Raw genomic sequence first — 13,061 nt, 5'->3', positions numbered from 1 at the left:
GGGGACTCAGCTATTAATAATGAGAAACGCTCGCAAAATAAAGCGGTGCGGCCAAAATTTGTTATATTATAACAGAAAAGAAAAGATCAGATCCAGCCCAGACGCTGGCGGACGTCCTGCGCGATATGGTCCATGTCATCCAGGCGCCGCGTGTCCCACTGCATCAGGCGGCCGTCGAACCACTGGATCAGGCCCTGTTGCAGCAGGCTTTCGAAAAACGCGTCGAAGCGCTTCGACTGCCCGGGAAGCTTCGCCACCAGTACCGGCTTTCCCGTCGAGCAGGCCTCGGAAATCATCGACACGGAGTCGCAGGTCACCACGATCGCATCGGCCAGACCAAGAAAGCCGAAATACGGATTGGGTCCCTTCCCGTCCCATAATACGGCGGGCAGGCTGGCGAGGCCTCCGCGCAGGATGTTGGTCTCCGCCTCGCCGCTGCGGCGAGAGATCGTGGCCATGATGCCGCAGCCCGAGCGCTCACACATGTTGCGCAACTGGGCGACGAAGTTGTGCATCCAGTCTTCGTCCAGCGTGTAATAGCGGTTGTTGCCGCCGACCAGAACCGCGACACGAGGGTGCGGCAGGTGCGCATGCTCCTGACGGATCGCCTCGGCACCGGTTTCCAGTTTCAGCCGCGTCACGCGGTGCAGTGCGCCTTTCGATACCAAAACATTCGGGCCGCGCGCGCGATCATGTTCGGGCACAACCAGCAGATTCCAGTGGCGCGTAGACGCCTTGGGATCCTGGATGTGGATCAGGATAGTACGGCCGCCGCTGGCCTTTTTTACGGCCAGGGCCCAAAGCGCCGATTTACGGCCGCAGGTGATCAGCACGTCCGGCCAGGGCTGGTCGCCAAACAGGGCACGGCTGTCGGGCGTCAGCGCGTCCAGGCTGGCGAAAGCCGGATGCATCGGCGCCCAGGTATAGGGCCAGCGATACTCCACCTCGAAACTCTGCGGCAGGCCAAAACCGCCGCCGTTGAACAGGGCTTCGGCCAGGCCAAGGGCCTGGTTCAGCATGCCCACGGCGCCCTTCTGCGACACCGCCCATATCGATTTCAGCATTCCAGCACCATGCCGTCATACGCCGGTTCCACGCCGGGCGGCAGTTCGCTTTTCAGTTTATTGTAATCGAGATCTATATGCATGTTGGTCAGCACCGCGCGCTGCGGTTTCACCCGCGCGATCCAATCCAGTGTCTGCGCCACATGGCTGTGAGTCGGATGCGGGGTGTAACGCATCGCGTCGACGATCCAGAGCCTCACGCCGGCCAATGCCGCAAAAGCATCATCATCCAGGCCGACGACATCGTTGGAATAGGCCATATCCCCGAAACGGAAGCCGAGAGAATCGATGTTGCCATGCCGCTGGCGGATCGGCGTCACGTCGATATCGCCCACGGTAAACGGTCCATCGATCAGACGCGGTTCGATGATGGGTGGATAACCATCGCCGGCCTTCTCGAAGCAGTATCCGAACTTGCGTTGCAGACGCTCATGGGTGAAGGCATCGGCATAACCCGGCACGCGCTGGCGCGAGGTATAGGCCAGGATGCGCAGGTCATCCAGGCCATGGGTCTGATCGGCGTGATCGTGGGTCCAGGCCACGGCACTCACCCAGGATATCCCGTTGGCCAGAAACTGGCTGCGCAGGTCAGGGCTGGTGTCGATCAGCAGCCTGGTATCGCCGTGTTCGACCACAATGGAACAACGGCTGCGCCGGTTTTTCGGTTCGGCCGGATCGCATGCGCCCCAATCGCCATCGATGCGGGGAACGCCGGCGGACGTACCGCAGCCCAGGATGATCGCGCGCATCGGCTGGCGTCAGGCCGCGCGGCGGTCGATCAGCGCCGCCCGAGGCACCTTGTCGAACAGGCGCAGGAAATTCGCCGTGGTCGCCTCGGTCAGCTCGGCGATGCCGATCTGCTTCAGCTTGGCAAGGAAGGCTACTGTATGCACCACGAAGGAAGGTTCGTTGCGCTTGCCGCGCAGCGGCACCGGCGCCAGATACGGCGCATCGGTTTCCACCAGCAGGTTCTGCAGCGGCAGAACCTGCGCCGAATGCTGCACCTCGCGCGCCTTGTTGAAGGTCAGGATACCCGAGAACGAGACCATCATGTCATGCGTCACGGCCAGTTCGGCCAGGGCATGGCCCGACGAAAAACAGTGCAGCAGGCCCTTGAATTTACCCTTCGCCATTTCGGATTCGATGATGGCGGCGGTGTCCTCGTCGGCATCGCGGGTGTGGATCACCACAGGCAGGCCGGTTTCGCGCGCCGCCTGGATATGCGCCAGGAAGCATTTTTTCTGCGCTTCGCGGTCGCTGTGCTCGTAGAAATAATCCAGTCCGGTCTCTCCGATGCCGACAACCTTCGGGTGTGCTGCCAGTTCAATCAGTTTCGCCGCGGCGACGTCCACATGGTCATCGGCCTCATGCGGATGGATGCCGACGGTGCAATAGACATCGGGATAGGATTCAGCCACCTCCAGCACGCGGTCGAACTGGTCCAACCGCGTCGAGATGGTCAGCATCAGACCAACCCCGGCCTGGCGCGCGCGCTGGATGATCGCATCCCGCTCTTCGGCGAAGTCCGGGAAATCAAGGTGGCAGTGGCTGTCGATCAGCAGGGCCATATCAGGCGCCCTCCTTGGCCTCGACATGGCGCGGGAACACGCCCTGCGGTGCGGGTAGCGGCGTACCAGCCCGCAAACGGCCCGGCTCGCCCAGGTGGACAAAGCCGCGCGCGGCCTCCGAGACACCGAGCTGATCCAGCATCTTTGCTGCGGAGTTGGGCATGATCGCCTGCGCCAGGATGGCGAGCTGGCGGATCGCTTCCAGCAGGGTCCACAACACGGTCTCCATGCGCGCCGGATCGGTCTTGCGCAGGGTCCAGGGCGCCGCCACATCTATATACTTGTTGGCGGCGTCCACCAGATCGAACCAGTGTTGCAGAGCCGTGTGAATGGCCTGGTCGTCGAGCGCCACGCGCATGCGGTCGATCAGACTGTCGGCCTCGGCCAGCAGGGTCTCGTCCATCTCGGTCAGCGGGCCCGGCTTCGGCACGGCGGCATTGGTGTTCTTGGCGCAGAAGCTGAGGGTGCGCTGCGCCAGATTGCCGAACCCATTGGCCAGTTCGCTGTTGATGCGGCTGACGATGGCAGCACGGCGAAAATCGCCGTCATTGCCGAACGGCACTTCCCGCATCAGGAAATAGCGTGTCTGCTCCAGCCCGAATTCCTCGATCAGCGCAAGCGGATCGATCACGTTGCCGAGCGACTTGGAAATCTTCTGCCCCTCGTTGGTCCACCAGCCATGGGCAAAAACGCGCTTGGGCGGCGCCAGGTCGGCGGCCATCAGGAAAGCCGGCCAGTACACGGCGTGGAAACGCAGGATGTCCTTGCCCACCATATGCAGGTCGGCCGGCCAGAACTTTTTGTAGGCATCGCTTGCCGTGTCGGGATAGCCGGCGGCGGTGATGTAGTTGGTCAGCGCGTCGAACCACACATACATCACATGGGCCTCGTCGCCCGGCACCGGGATACCCCACTTGAAGGTCGTGCGCGACACGGAAAGATCCTTCAGGCCGCCCTTCACGAAGCTGATCACCTCGTTACGGCGGCTGGCCGGTAGGATGAACCCGGGATTCTCCTCATAGAATTTCAGCAGCTTCTCGCCCCAGGCCGAAAGCTTGAAGAAATACGAAGGCTCCTTCACCCATTCCACGGGAGCGCCGGTCGGTGCCAGTTTCTGGCCATTCGGGCCGTCCTGCAGTTCGTCTTCCTGATAGAAGGCTTCGTCGCGCACGGCGTACCAGCCTTCATAATGGCCCAGGTAGATGTTGCCCGACGCGGCCACTTTCTCCCACAGGGCCTGCACCGACTTCACGTGGCGCGGCTCGGTGGTGCGGATGAAATCGTCGTTGGAGAAGTTCATCGCCGCGGCCAGATCGCGGAAGCTCTGACTCACCCTGTCGCAGAAAGCCTGCGGATCGACGCCGGCGGTATCGGCGGCCTTCTCCACCTTCTGGCCATGTTCGTCCGTGCCGGTGAGGAACATCACATCATAGCCGTCCAGCCGCTTGAAGCGCGCCAACACGTCGCAGGCCAGCGAGGTGTAGGCGTGTCCGATATGCGGCTTGTCGTTGACGTAGTAGATCGGCGTGGTGATGTAATAGGTTTTGCGGGTCATGGGCCTAAACTAGGGTCAAGGCGCCGGCGATGCCAGCGGCGGGCCCTGTGCTATCACCTGGAAGCTGTTTTTTCCAGCGATTCCAGGCTGTTTGCCACGCTTTGCAGCAGTCCGGGCCAGTCCCCGGTTATGCCCGGGCGAAAAATCCGCATCCGCGGATACCAAGGCGTGCCTTCGCCCGCCCCCATCAGGTAGAAAAACCGGCTCTTGCCTTCGGGCGCCAGCAGCCAGACGGCCTGCCCCAGCGCGCCGGCCAGATGGGCCGTCACATTCGAAACGGTCAGCACGAGGTCCAGCGCCTCGATCTGCGCCGCCAACCCGTCCAGATCGTTCTGCGCGTCGATGGCCGGGTCGTGGATGTAGCGGTCGCCCAGCATCGCCTTCAGCGTGGCATGCTCGGTCTCGGTCGCCCCGTATTGCAGATTGACGAAACGGCAACCGGGCAGTTCGGCCAGCGGCGCCAGGGCTTCGGGATTGATGGATTTGGCCGCACCCAGCGTAGGGTTGGCGCTGCGCCACGACAATCCGACCAGAGTTTCCCCGCCGCGGCGATAGCGGGACGACAGTTCGGCGGCCCGCGCGGTATCGGCCCGGAGATACGCTTTGCCGGGCGGCGCCCCACGAGGCAGGTTGCCCAGCGGCAGATGAGCGTCGAGCCGGGCGGCCAGCAACGCCGGATCGGCCTGCGGCTGTTCAGCAGCAAGCTGCAACTGCGGGAAGCTGCGTTGCAGGAGCGGGATCAGACGCGGATCGGTCTCCAGGGTCACCGTGCCGTTCCCGGCGGTCAGCAGTTCCGGCAGGAATTGCAGGAACAGCAACCGATCGCCCAGCCCCTGCTCGCCCCAGACCAGCAGGTTCCGCGGCAGTTCACCTTCGCCGGACCATTCCGGCCAGGGCCAGCTCCTGTGCGGCAGGGGCGGTTCGGCCTTGCGCCAGCGCCAGCGATAGGACAGCCAGCCATTCACGAAATCGCCCTGGGCCAGGGCGGCAAGAGCATAGTTCCATTGCGCCTCGGCATCCTGCGGTCGGCGGGACAAGGCCTCGCGGTACGCCACGATCGCCGCCGGCAGGGCACCCTGCACATGCAGCGCCTGGGCCTGTGCCAGCCAGGCATCGGGATGGCCCTGCGATATTTGCACCGCCTGCCGCGCCAGTTCGAGTGCGGCAGCGCCCTGCCCGATCTCGCGGAGCGAAGCTGATTTGTTGATCAGCGCCAGGGCATAATTCGGCCGCAGGCGCAGGGCCTGCTCGAAACGTTCCAGTGCCGCAACATGATCGCCCTGCGCAGCCAGAAGGCCGCCGAGGTTGTTGTGACACTCCGGGGCCTGCGGCGCCAGGTTCAGCGCGCGGTTGGCCGCGGCCAGTGCGGCGGGCAGGTCGCCCAGCCGGCGCAGGCAATCGCCGAGCTGCAGCCAGGCGCCGGCATGATCCGCCCGGATCGCCAGCAACTGGCGATAACCGCCGGCCGCCATTTCCCAGGCACCGGCCAGACGCTGGGATTCCGACCACAGATACAGCGCCTCGATATCGTTCGGGGCCAACTGGCGCGCGGTTTCCGCCGCCTCGCGGGCCGGCACCACCTGGCCCGCTGCCAGAAGGCACTCGGTATAGCTCAACCAAAGCCCCGCTTCGCCCGGCGCCCTGTCCAGGGCATGGCGCAGCAGCGGTGCCGCCTCGGCAGACCGCCCCACCTGCATCAGCAGGCGCGCCAGCAAGTTGGTGGCATCCAGCGTCTCAGGCGCGGCAGCCAGAACGGCACGATAGAGCTTTTCCGCCTGGACCAGGTCGCCGCGGCGATGCGCATCCAGCCCGGCCTGCAATTGCTCCAGCGCGGCCGGGTCCATCTGCCGCCCCGTCTTGCTCATGTGTCGAAACGGAAGTCAGGCACGTCGACGCAGCGATCCAGCATATGCTTGATGCGCTGCTCGACCTCATCGTAGAGCGCGCCCATATTCTCCGGGATCAGTTGCGGCGGCACATTGGGCAGGATGTCGCGGCGGAACTCGGCCAGCACATCCTGCTGCATCAGGAACACGGCCTGGGCAAAGAAGTTGATCATGCCGCGCCGGTCCAGCACGGTCAGGTAGGCGCCGATGCCGCGCAGCAGCGCGTGAAAGGCGCGTACTTTCACCGCCGTCACTTCATGCAGGATCGGCTCGCGGGTGGCTGGCGGCATGTCCTCCAGCTTGCTTTCGATCACGTCGCAGAAGGAGAGGAATTCCTGCACCCGACGGAAAGCGTCGGCGTACTCGGCAAAGCCGACCAGGACGGCCCTTTCGTACAGGTCGGTGGTGATCGCCTGCACGTCCTGCGCCCGGCCGTTAAGAACCTGCAGCAGGCGCACGGCCTGGCTGGCAGTCGTGTCGGTGGACACGAGATCGATCTGGTTCTGGCGATAATCCTGCACCATGGTGCCGAGCAGAGCAGAAAATGGTTAATGGTTTCGTTGCTGGCGGGCCGCGATTTCTGTATGATGATTCGTCAATGCCAGCCAGTCGCGCCGCCAAAACCGCCGAACAGCCCGGTCACGGGTCGCCGGTTCCGTTTCCCCACCGCCATCTCCTTGGAATCGAAGGCCTTTCCGCCCAGGATATCGAAATCCTGCTGAACCGGTCCGACTATTATGTCGATCTCAACCGGGCGGTGGAAAAGAAGCAGTCCAGCCTGCGCGGCCGCACCATCATCAACCTGTTTTTCGAGAATTCCACCCGCACCCGCACCTCGTTCGAACTGGCGGGCAAGCGACTCGGGGCAGACGTCATCAACATGTCGGTCGCCACCTCCTCGGTGAAAAAGGGCGAGACCCTGATCGACACCGCGATCACGCTCAATGCCATGCATCCCGATCTGCTGGTGGTGCGGCACCAGGATTCCGGTGCGGTGGCCCAGCTGGCGCAGAAGGTCGGTTGCGGCGTCATCAACGGCGGCGACGGCAGCCACGAGCATCCCACCCAGGCCCTGCTCGACGCCCTGACCATCCGCCGCCGCAAGGGCCGGCTGGATGGCCTGCTGGTCGCCATCTGCGGCGACATCCTGCACAGCCGGGTGGCGCGCTCCAATATCCACCTGCTGAATGCCATGGGCGCCCGCGTGCGCTTGATCGCGCCGCCCACCCTGCTGCCGGCCTATGCCGACCGGTTGGGGGCCGAGGTCTATCACGACATGCGCAAGGGCCTAACCGACGTCGACATCGTGATGATGCTGCGCCTGCAGATGGAACGCTTCCACGGCTCCTTCGTGCCCTCCACGCGCGAGTACTTCCATTTCTACGGCCTCGATCATGAAAAGCTGGCCTTCGCCAAGCCCGATGCGCTGATCATGCATCCTGGCCCGATGAATCGCGGCATCGAGATCGACACCGAAGTGGCCGACGACATCCACCGCAGCGTGATCCACGAGCAGGTCGAAATGGGCGTCGCCGTCCGCATGGCCTGCCTGGAACTTCTGGCCCAGCATCTGCCGAACTGGCGCGGCACCACGCCGCCGGGAAGCTGAAGATTTAAAGCCATGGCCCGACGCCGTACGCTCTACAAGAACGCGCGCCTGCTCGATCCCTCTTCCGGGCTCGACGTGAATGGTGCCCTGCTGACCGAGGGCGACAGGATCCTCGATCTCGGCCCCAAGCTGGCCAGCGGCAGCTTCGCCGGCGACACCGAGGTGATCGACTGCCAGGGCCATTGCCTCTCGCCCGGCCTGATCGACATGCATGTCTGGCTGCGCGAACCCGGCGCCGAGCATCAGGAAACCATTGCCACCGGCGCACGCGCCGCGGCGGCTGGCGGCGTGACCACCATGGTGGCAATGCCCAATACCGACCCGGTGATCGACGAGGTCGCGCTGGTGGAATTCGTTGCCCGCCGCGCCGCCGATACCGCGGTGGTGCGCATCCTGCCCGCGGCCGCCGTCACCAAGGGCACCAAGGGCGAGGAAATGACCGAACTCGGCCTACTGGCGCAGGCCGGTGCGGTTGCCTTCACCGACGGCGAGAAGCCCGTTGCCTCCGCGCGTCTTATGCGGCGGGCGCTGTCATACGCCACGACCTTCGACCTGCTGCTGATGCAGCATTGCGAGGATCCGTCGCTGGCCAAGGGCGGCGCGATGAACGAGGGCGAGATCGCCGCGCGGCTGGGCCTGGCCGGCATTCCCGCCGTGGCCGAGACGATCATGCTGGAGCGCGACCTGCGCCTGCTCGAGGTCACTGGCGGTCGGCTGCATGCCGCACATCTCTCGACGGCGGAATCGCTGGATGCCGTTCGCCGCGCCAAACAGCGCGGCCTGCGCATCACCGCCGGCGCCGCGCCGCATAACTTCGCACTGAACGAACTCGATGTCGGCGACTACCGCACCTTTGCCAAGGTCAAACCACCCCTGCGGCTGGAAAGCGACCGCAAGGCCGTGGTCGATGCCATCGCCGACGGCACCATCGACGTGATCTCGTCGGCCCATGCGCCGCAGGATCCCGAAAGCAAGCGCCTGCCCTTTGCCCAGGCCGAATTCGGCATCATAGGGCTGGAGACGCTGCTGGCATTGACGCTGGAACTCTACCACAACGGTTCCGTGCCCCTGCTCAAGCTGCTGGCCTGCCTCACCTGCAATCCGGCCCGCCTGCTCAAGCTGCCAAGCGGCCGCCTGGCGCCGGGCGCACCGGCCGACCTGCTGCTGTTCGATCCCGACACGCCCTGGCGCATCGACGAAAAGAAATTCCGCTCCAAGGCCAAGAATTCGCCCTATGACGGCCGTCGGGTGCAGGGCCATGCGCTGCGGACCGTCGTGGGCGGCGAAACCGTCTTCCAGCGCAAGCGCGAAAGCTGACGCATGATCGATCCCGCACTCTGGGTGCATGAACCGCCCTATTACCTGGCGGCTGCCGTGCTGGGCTACATGCTGGGCGCCATCCCCTTCGGCCTGGTGCTGACGCGGCTCAGCGGCATGGGCGATATCCGCAAGATCGGCTCGGGCAATATCGGCGCCACCAATGTGCTGCGCACCGGCCGCAAGGATCTGGCCGCACTCACCCTGCTGCTGGATGGCGGCAAGGGCACGGCGGCGGCTTTGATCGGTGCGCGCTATGGCCTCGACGTCATGCTGGTGGCCGCCTTCGCGGCCTTCATCGGCCATCTGTTTCCGGTCTGGTTGAAATTCAACGGCGGCAAGGGCGTCGCCACCTTCCTCGGTGTGCTGCTGGGTGCGGCCTGGCCGGTGGGCGTGTTTGCCTGTGCCACCTGGCTCTTTGTGGCCTTCACCCTGCGCTATTCCTCCCTTTCGGCCCTGATCGCCGCCCTGCTCAGCCCGGTTTTTGCGTGGTTTATGGTTGGGCCGGAAATTGCGCTTCTGGCTGCGGCGATGGCCTTGCTGGTCTATATCCGCCATCACCAGAACATCGCCCGCTTGGCAAAGGGCGAGGAACCGAAGATCGGCCAGAAGAAAAAGGATGACGGCGCGCCCGCCGCTTCTGCCTGACTCTGAAAAGCGCGACTGGCTGCGGCTGATCCGCAGCGCGCATCTCGGCCCGGTCACCTTCCATCACATACTCCGGTATTACGGCAGCGCGGCCAACGCCATCGAACGCCTGCCCGAGATGGCCAAACGCGGCGGCGCGAAACGCCGGATCGAGCTGGCCGACCAGACATCCATCGATGCCGAACTGAAAGCGCTCAAAGCCTGTGGCGCAAAACTCGTGGCCTGGGGCGAACCCGGCTATCCCGTCGGACTGATGCAGCTTGACGATGCGCCGCCCCTGCTGGCGGCAAAAGGCGATCCGATGGTTTCGGAGACGGCCGGCATTGCCATCGTGGGCGCGCGCAACGCCTCCGCGATTGCCCAGCGCTTCACCCGCGACATCGCCGGCGAGCTTTGCCGCCAGGATTTCTGCATCGTCTCCGGCCTGGCGCGCGGCATCGACAAGGCCGCCCATGACGGCGCGCTGCAGGCCGACGGCAAGACCATGGCCTTCATCGGCACGGGCATCGACATGGCCTTCCCGCCCGAGAATGCCAAACTGCATGAACAGATTGCCGAACGTGGCGCGATCTTCGCCGAGATGCCGGCCGGCACGCCGCCGCTGGCGCAGAATTTTCCGCGCCGCAACCGCCTGATCTCGGGCGCCTCGCTCGGCGTGCTGGTGGTCGAAGCCGCGCTGAAATCCGGTTCGCTCATCACCGCGCGCATGGCGGCCGAACAGGGCCGCGAGGTGATGGCCGTGCCGGGCTCGCCGCTCGATCCGCGCTGCCATGGCAGCAACGACCTGATCCGCCAGGGTGCCACGCTGGTCGAGCGCGTGGACGACATCCTTGCGGTGATCGCGCCGCAGCGCCCGGTTGCCCCACAGGCCACGACACGCCCCGCTATATCGCCCGCGCCGATTGCCGATGACGATCTCGCCCACGCCCATGCCGAACTCGACCGCCTGCTATCGCCCAATCCGGTCGAGATCGACGACCTGATCCGCCTCAGCGGCCTGCCGTCGGCCACGATCCTCATGGTGCTGACTGAAAAGGAGCTGGCCGGCCGGGTCATGCGCCATCCCGGCGGCAAGGTATCGTCCAGTTAAAATCCGCTTGCCTTTTGCTGCGCCGGCGGTAGGTTTCCGCTCCATGGGGACAACGCGGACTCCCCATCAGATACCCTTTGGCAATCCGGTATCCAAGCGCCGCTACTGAACTTCACGCCCTGATTCCGCGTGACGAGGTAGCATGATGGATACCAATACACGTCCCTCCATTCCCCAATTCTCCATTTCGGTGGCAGAACTGGCGCGCGATATCGCCGCCGGCCGTTTCCCCTGCCTGCTCGATGTGCGGCGCGAAGAACGCTACGCCGAAGCCGATACCGTGATCCGCGGCGCGCGGCGGCGCCGGCCGGATCAGGTGGCGCTCTGGACAACTGACCTGCCGCGCGATCCCGAAATTGTCGTCTACTGCGTGCATGGCCATGAGGTCAGCCAGGGGGCCTGCGCGGCACTCCTCTCGCAGGGGCGGCGTGCGCGTTATCTCGTTGGCGGCATCGAAGCCTGGCGCGAGGCCGGCGGACCGCTGCAGGCCAAGCCACCGGCTGAACCAGGCCGCTGGATCACCCGCGAACGGCCCAAGATCGACCGCGTCGCCTGCCCCTGGCTGGTGCGCCGTTTCATCGATCCCGATGCGCGGTTCTTCTACGTGCCGTCCGATCAGGTCTTTGCCCGCGCGGAAGACTGGCAGGCGACGCCTTATGACATCCCTGGCGCGGCCTACAGCCATGACGGTGCGTTGTGCAGCTTCGATGCCTTCATCACCCGCCACGGCCTGCAGGACGATCCGGCGCTGCGACAACTGGCCGTCATCGTGCGGGGCGCCGATACCGGCCGGCCCGACCTGGCCCCGCAGGCAGCCGGCCTACTCGGTATCTCTCTTGGCCTGTCTGCGATGTGTCAGGACGATGACGCCCTGATGCTGGATCGCGGGATGCTGGTCTATGACGCCCTCTACGCCTGGTGCGCCTCGGCCTCGGCCGAACGTCATGGCTGGCCGCCGGCCGCCTGAAGGGTTAGAGATTGGGCATGAAAAACGAGAATCAAAGTGTCGGTCCCAGCTTCGGCGAAGCCTTCCGCATCTGGGCCAAGATTGGCCTGCTCAGCTTCGGCGGACCAGCCGGCCAGATCGCCATGATGCACCGCATCGTGGTGGATGAGAAGAAATGGGTCAGCGAGCCGCAATTCCTGCATGCGCTGAATTTCTGCATGCTGCTGCCCGGCCCCGAGGCGCAGCAGCTCGCCACCTATATCGGCTGGCTGCTGCATCGGGCGAAAGGCGGCGTAGCTGCCGGCCTGCTGTTCATCCTGCCGGGCCTGGCCGTGATCCTGGGCCTGAGCACCATCTATGTGCTGTGGCGCGACGTGCCGCTGGTGGATGGCGTGTTCTTCGGCCTGCAGGCCGCCGTGCTGGCCATCGTGATCGAGGCCGTGCAACGCATCGCCAAGCGCGCCATCAAGACGCGCTTCTTGCTGGGCGTCAGCGCACTGGCCTTCATCGGCATCTACGGCCTGCAGATTCCTTTCCCGCTGATCGTGCTGGGCGCCGCGCTGATCGGCTGGCTGGTTGGCCGCAGCCGGCCGAACTGGATCGTCGCTTCGGCAGTGAAGGACGACGCCGACGTGCTGCCCAGCGTGCCGCCAAGCTGGTCGCGCAACCTGATCGTCATCGCGATCTTCGGCCTGCTCTGGGCCGGGCCGCTGCTGTGGCTGTTTGCCACCCTGGGCGGCAGTCACGTCTTCAGCCAGATCGGCGTCTTCTTCAGCAAGATGGCCGTGGTAACCTTCGGCGGCGCCTATGCCGTGCTGGCCTATGTCGGGCAGCAGGCGGTGGAAGTGTATGGCTGGCTGAATGCCGAGGAGATGCTGCATGGCCTCGGCCTGGCCGAAACCACACCCGGTCCGCTGATCCTCGTGCTCACCTTCGTGGGCTACCTCGCCGGCTTCCGGCTCGGCGGCATCGATCCGCTGCTCGGCGGCCTGCTCGGCGGCGTGCTGGCCACCTGGGTCACCTTCGTGCCGTGCTTTTTGTGGATCTTTCTCGGCGCGCCGTATATCGAACGCATCCGCCATGTGCGCGCCTTAAGCCACGCCTTGGCCGCGATCACGGCGGCCGTGGTGGGCGTGATCCTCAACCTCGCCATCTGGTTCGGCCTGCATGTGCTGTTCAAGCGGATGGAGAGCGTGTCGCTCGGCCCGCTCAGCTGGGATGTGCCGGTGCTCTCCAGCCTCGATCCCTGGATGGCCCTGCTGTCGGCGGCGGCGATCATCGCCGTCTTCCGTTTCCATCTGGGGCTGGCCTGGCTGCTCGGTGGTGCGGCCGTGACCGGTATCGCGATCCGCTTCATCGCATAATGAAAAAGGGGGCC

The 13,061-nt window shown here is 64.9% G+C and carries 12 protein-coding genes; 6 read left to right on the top strand and 6 right to left on the bottom strand.

Features of this window, described 5'->3' with window-relative positions:
* Nucleotides 1-86: 86 nt before the first annotated feature.
* From ACK4FK_RS09785 to ACK4FK_RS09760, 6 genes are read right to left on the bottom strand one after another with little or no spacing between them, the layout of a single operon-like run.
* Nucleotides 87-1,064: a mitochondrial fission ELM1 family protein gene (locus ACK4FK_RS09785; RefSeq protein ID WP_409744552.1), complete on the bottom strand. Its 978-nt coding sequence runs from the start codon at nt 1,062-1,064 to the stop codon at nt 87-89.
* A complete protein-coding gene (locus ACK4FK_RS09780; RefSeq protein ID WP_409744550.1) occupies nt 1,058-1,813 on the bottom strand; it encodes an MBL fold metallo-hydrolase in 756 nt (251 codons plus the stop codon). Before ACK4FK_RS09780 ends, ACK4FK_RS09785 begins: the two co-directional genes overlap by 7 nt.
* 9 nt (nt 1,814-1,822) lie before the next feature.
* Nucleotides 1,823-2,632, bottom strand: coding sequence for a TatD family hydrolase (locus ACK4FK_RS09775; RefSeq protein WP_409744547.1), 810 nt, complete (start codon nt 2,630-2,632; stop codon nt 1,823-1,825).
* 1 nt (nt 2,633) lies between these two features.
* Nucleotides 2,634-4,187 (bottom strand): methionine--tRNA ligase, encoded by a 1,554-nt coding sequence (gene metG, locus ACK4FK_RS09770; RefSeq protein ID WP_409744545.1) that lies wholly within the window; start codon nt 4,185-4,187, stop codon nt 2,634-2,636.
* Nucleotides 4,188-4,240: 53 nt separating this feature from the next.
* Complete coding sequence (locus ACK4FK_RS09765) at nt 4,241-6,052, bottom strand: tetratricopeptide repeat protein (protein ID WP_409744542.1); 1,812 nt, start codon at nt 6,050-6,052, stop codon at nt 4,241-4,243.
* Complete coding sequence (locus ACK4FK_RS09760) at nt 6,049-6,597, bottom strand: hypothetical protein (protein WP_409744540.1); 549 nt, start codon at nt 6,595-6,597, stop codon at nt 6,049-6,051. Before ACK4FK_RS09760 ends, ACK4FK_RS09765 begins: the two co-directional genes overlap by 4 nt.
* A 74-nt stretch (nt 6,598-6,671) precedes the next feature.
* Between ACK4FK_RS09760 and ACK4FK_RS09755 the strand changes: the two genes are divergently transcribed.
* From ACK4FK_RS09755 to chrA, 6 genes are all read left to right on the top strand, one after another.
* The gene (locus ACK4FK_RS09755; RefSeq protein ID WP_409744537.1) at nt 6,672-7,682 is read left to right on the top strand and encodes an aspartate carbamoyltransferase catalytic subunit; all 1,011 of its coding nucleotides are present in this window, start codon (nt 6,672-6,674) and stop codon (nt 7,680-7,682) included.
* Nucleotides 7,683-7,694: 12 nt separating this feature from the next.
* Entirely contained in the window at nt 7,695-8,999 is a 1,305-nt protein-coding gene (gene pyrC, locus ACK4FK_RS09750) for a dihydroorotase (protein WP_409744535.1), read from the top strand.
* A gap of 3 nt (nt 9,000-9,002) precedes the next feature.
* Nucleotides 9,003-9,647, top strand: a complete 645-nt coding sequence (gene plsY / locus ACK4FK_RS09745; protein WP_409744532.1) for a glycerol-3-phosphate 1-O-acyltransferase PlsY — start codon at nt 9,003-9,005, stop codon at nt 9,645-9,647.
* Nucleotides 9,619-10,737, top strand: a complete 1,119-nt coding sequence (gene dprA, locus ACK4FK_RS09740) for a DNA-processing protein DprA (RefSeq protein WP_409744529.1) — start codon at nt 9,619-9,621, stop codon at nt 10,735-10,737. Before plsY ends, dprA begins: the two co-directional genes overlap by 29 nt.
* A 142-nt stretch (nt 10,738-10,879) precedes the next feature.
* Nucleotides 10,880-11,704 (top strand): chromate resistance protein ChrB domain-containing protein, encoded by an 825-nt coding sequence (locus tag ACK4FK_RS09735; RefSeq protein ID WP_409744525.1) that lies wholly within the window; start codon nt 10,880-10,882, stop codon nt 11,702-11,704.
* Nucleotides 11,705-11,721: 17 nt separating this feature from the next.
* Nucleotides 11,722-13,047 (top strand): chromate efflux transporter, encoded by a 1,326-nt coding sequence (chrA, locus tag ACK4FK_RS09730; RefSeq protein ID WP_409744522.1) that lies wholly within the window; start codon nt 11,722-11,724, stop codon nt 13,045-13,047.
* The last annotated feature ends 14 nt before the right edge of the window (nt 13,048-13,061 follow it).

The sequence above is a fragment of the Ferrovibrio sp. genome (genome assembly GCF_046297895.1).
Classification (GTDB): domain Bacteria; phylum Pseudomonadota; class Alphaproteobacteria; order Ferrovibrionales; family Ferrovibrionaceae; genus Ferrovibrio.
The sequence above is the reverse complement of the archived record's forward strand: the minus strand, read 5'-3'. Positions and strand labels throughout refer to the sequence as shown.

Excerpts from the sequence above, each read along its gene's own strand:
- ACK4FK_RS09760 (WP_409744540.1), bottom strand. The coding sequence starts at position 6,597 with ATGGTGCAGGATTATCGCCAGAACCAGATCGATCTCGTGTCCACCGAC.
- ACK4FK_RS09780 (WP_409744550.1), bottom strand. The coding sequence starts at position 1,813 with ATGCGCGCGATCATCCTGGGCTGCGGTACGTCCGCCGGCGTTCCCCGC.
- ACK4FK_RS09785 (WP_409744552.1), bottom strand. The coding sequence starts at position 1,064 with ATGCTGAAATCGATATGGGCGGTGTCGCAGAAGGGCGCCGTGGGCATG.
- ACK4FK_RS09765 (WP_409744542.1), bottom strand. The coding sequence starts at position 6,052 with ATGAGCAAGACGGGGCGGCAGATGGACCCGGCCGCGCTGGAGCAATTG.
- plsY (WP_409744532.1), top strand. The coding sequence starts at position 9,003 with ATGATCGATCCCGCACTCTGGGTGCATGAACCGCCCTATTACCTGGCG.
- pyrC (WP_409744535.1), top strand. The coding sequence starts at position 7,695 with ATGGCCCGACGCCGTACGCTCTACAAGAACGCGCGCCTGCTCGATCCC.
- ACK4FK_RS09775 (WP_409744547.1), bottom strand. The coding sequence starts at position 2,632 with ATGGCCCTGCTGATCGACAGCCACTGCCACCTTGATTTCCCGGACTTC.
- chrA (WP_409744522.1), top strand. The coding sequence starts at position 11,722 with ATGAAAAACGAGAATCAAAGTGTCGGTCCCAGCTTCGGCGAAGCCTTC.
- metG (WP_409744545.1), bottom strand. The coding sequence starts at position 4,187 with ATGACCCGCAAAACCTATTACATCACCACGCCGATCTACTACGTCAAC.
- ACK4FK_RS09735 (WP_409744525.1), top strand. The coding sequence starts at position 10,880 with ATGATGGATACCAATACACGTCCCTCCATTCCCCAATTCTCCATTTCG.
- dprA (WP_409744529.1), top strand. The coding sequence starts at position 9,619 with ATGACGGCGCGCCCGCCGCTTCTGCCTGACTCTGAAAAGCGCGACTGG.
- ACK4FK_RS09755 (WP_409744537.1), top strand. The coding sequence starts at position 6,672 with ATGCCAGCCAGTCGCGCCGCCAAAACCGCCGAACAGCCCGGTCACGGG.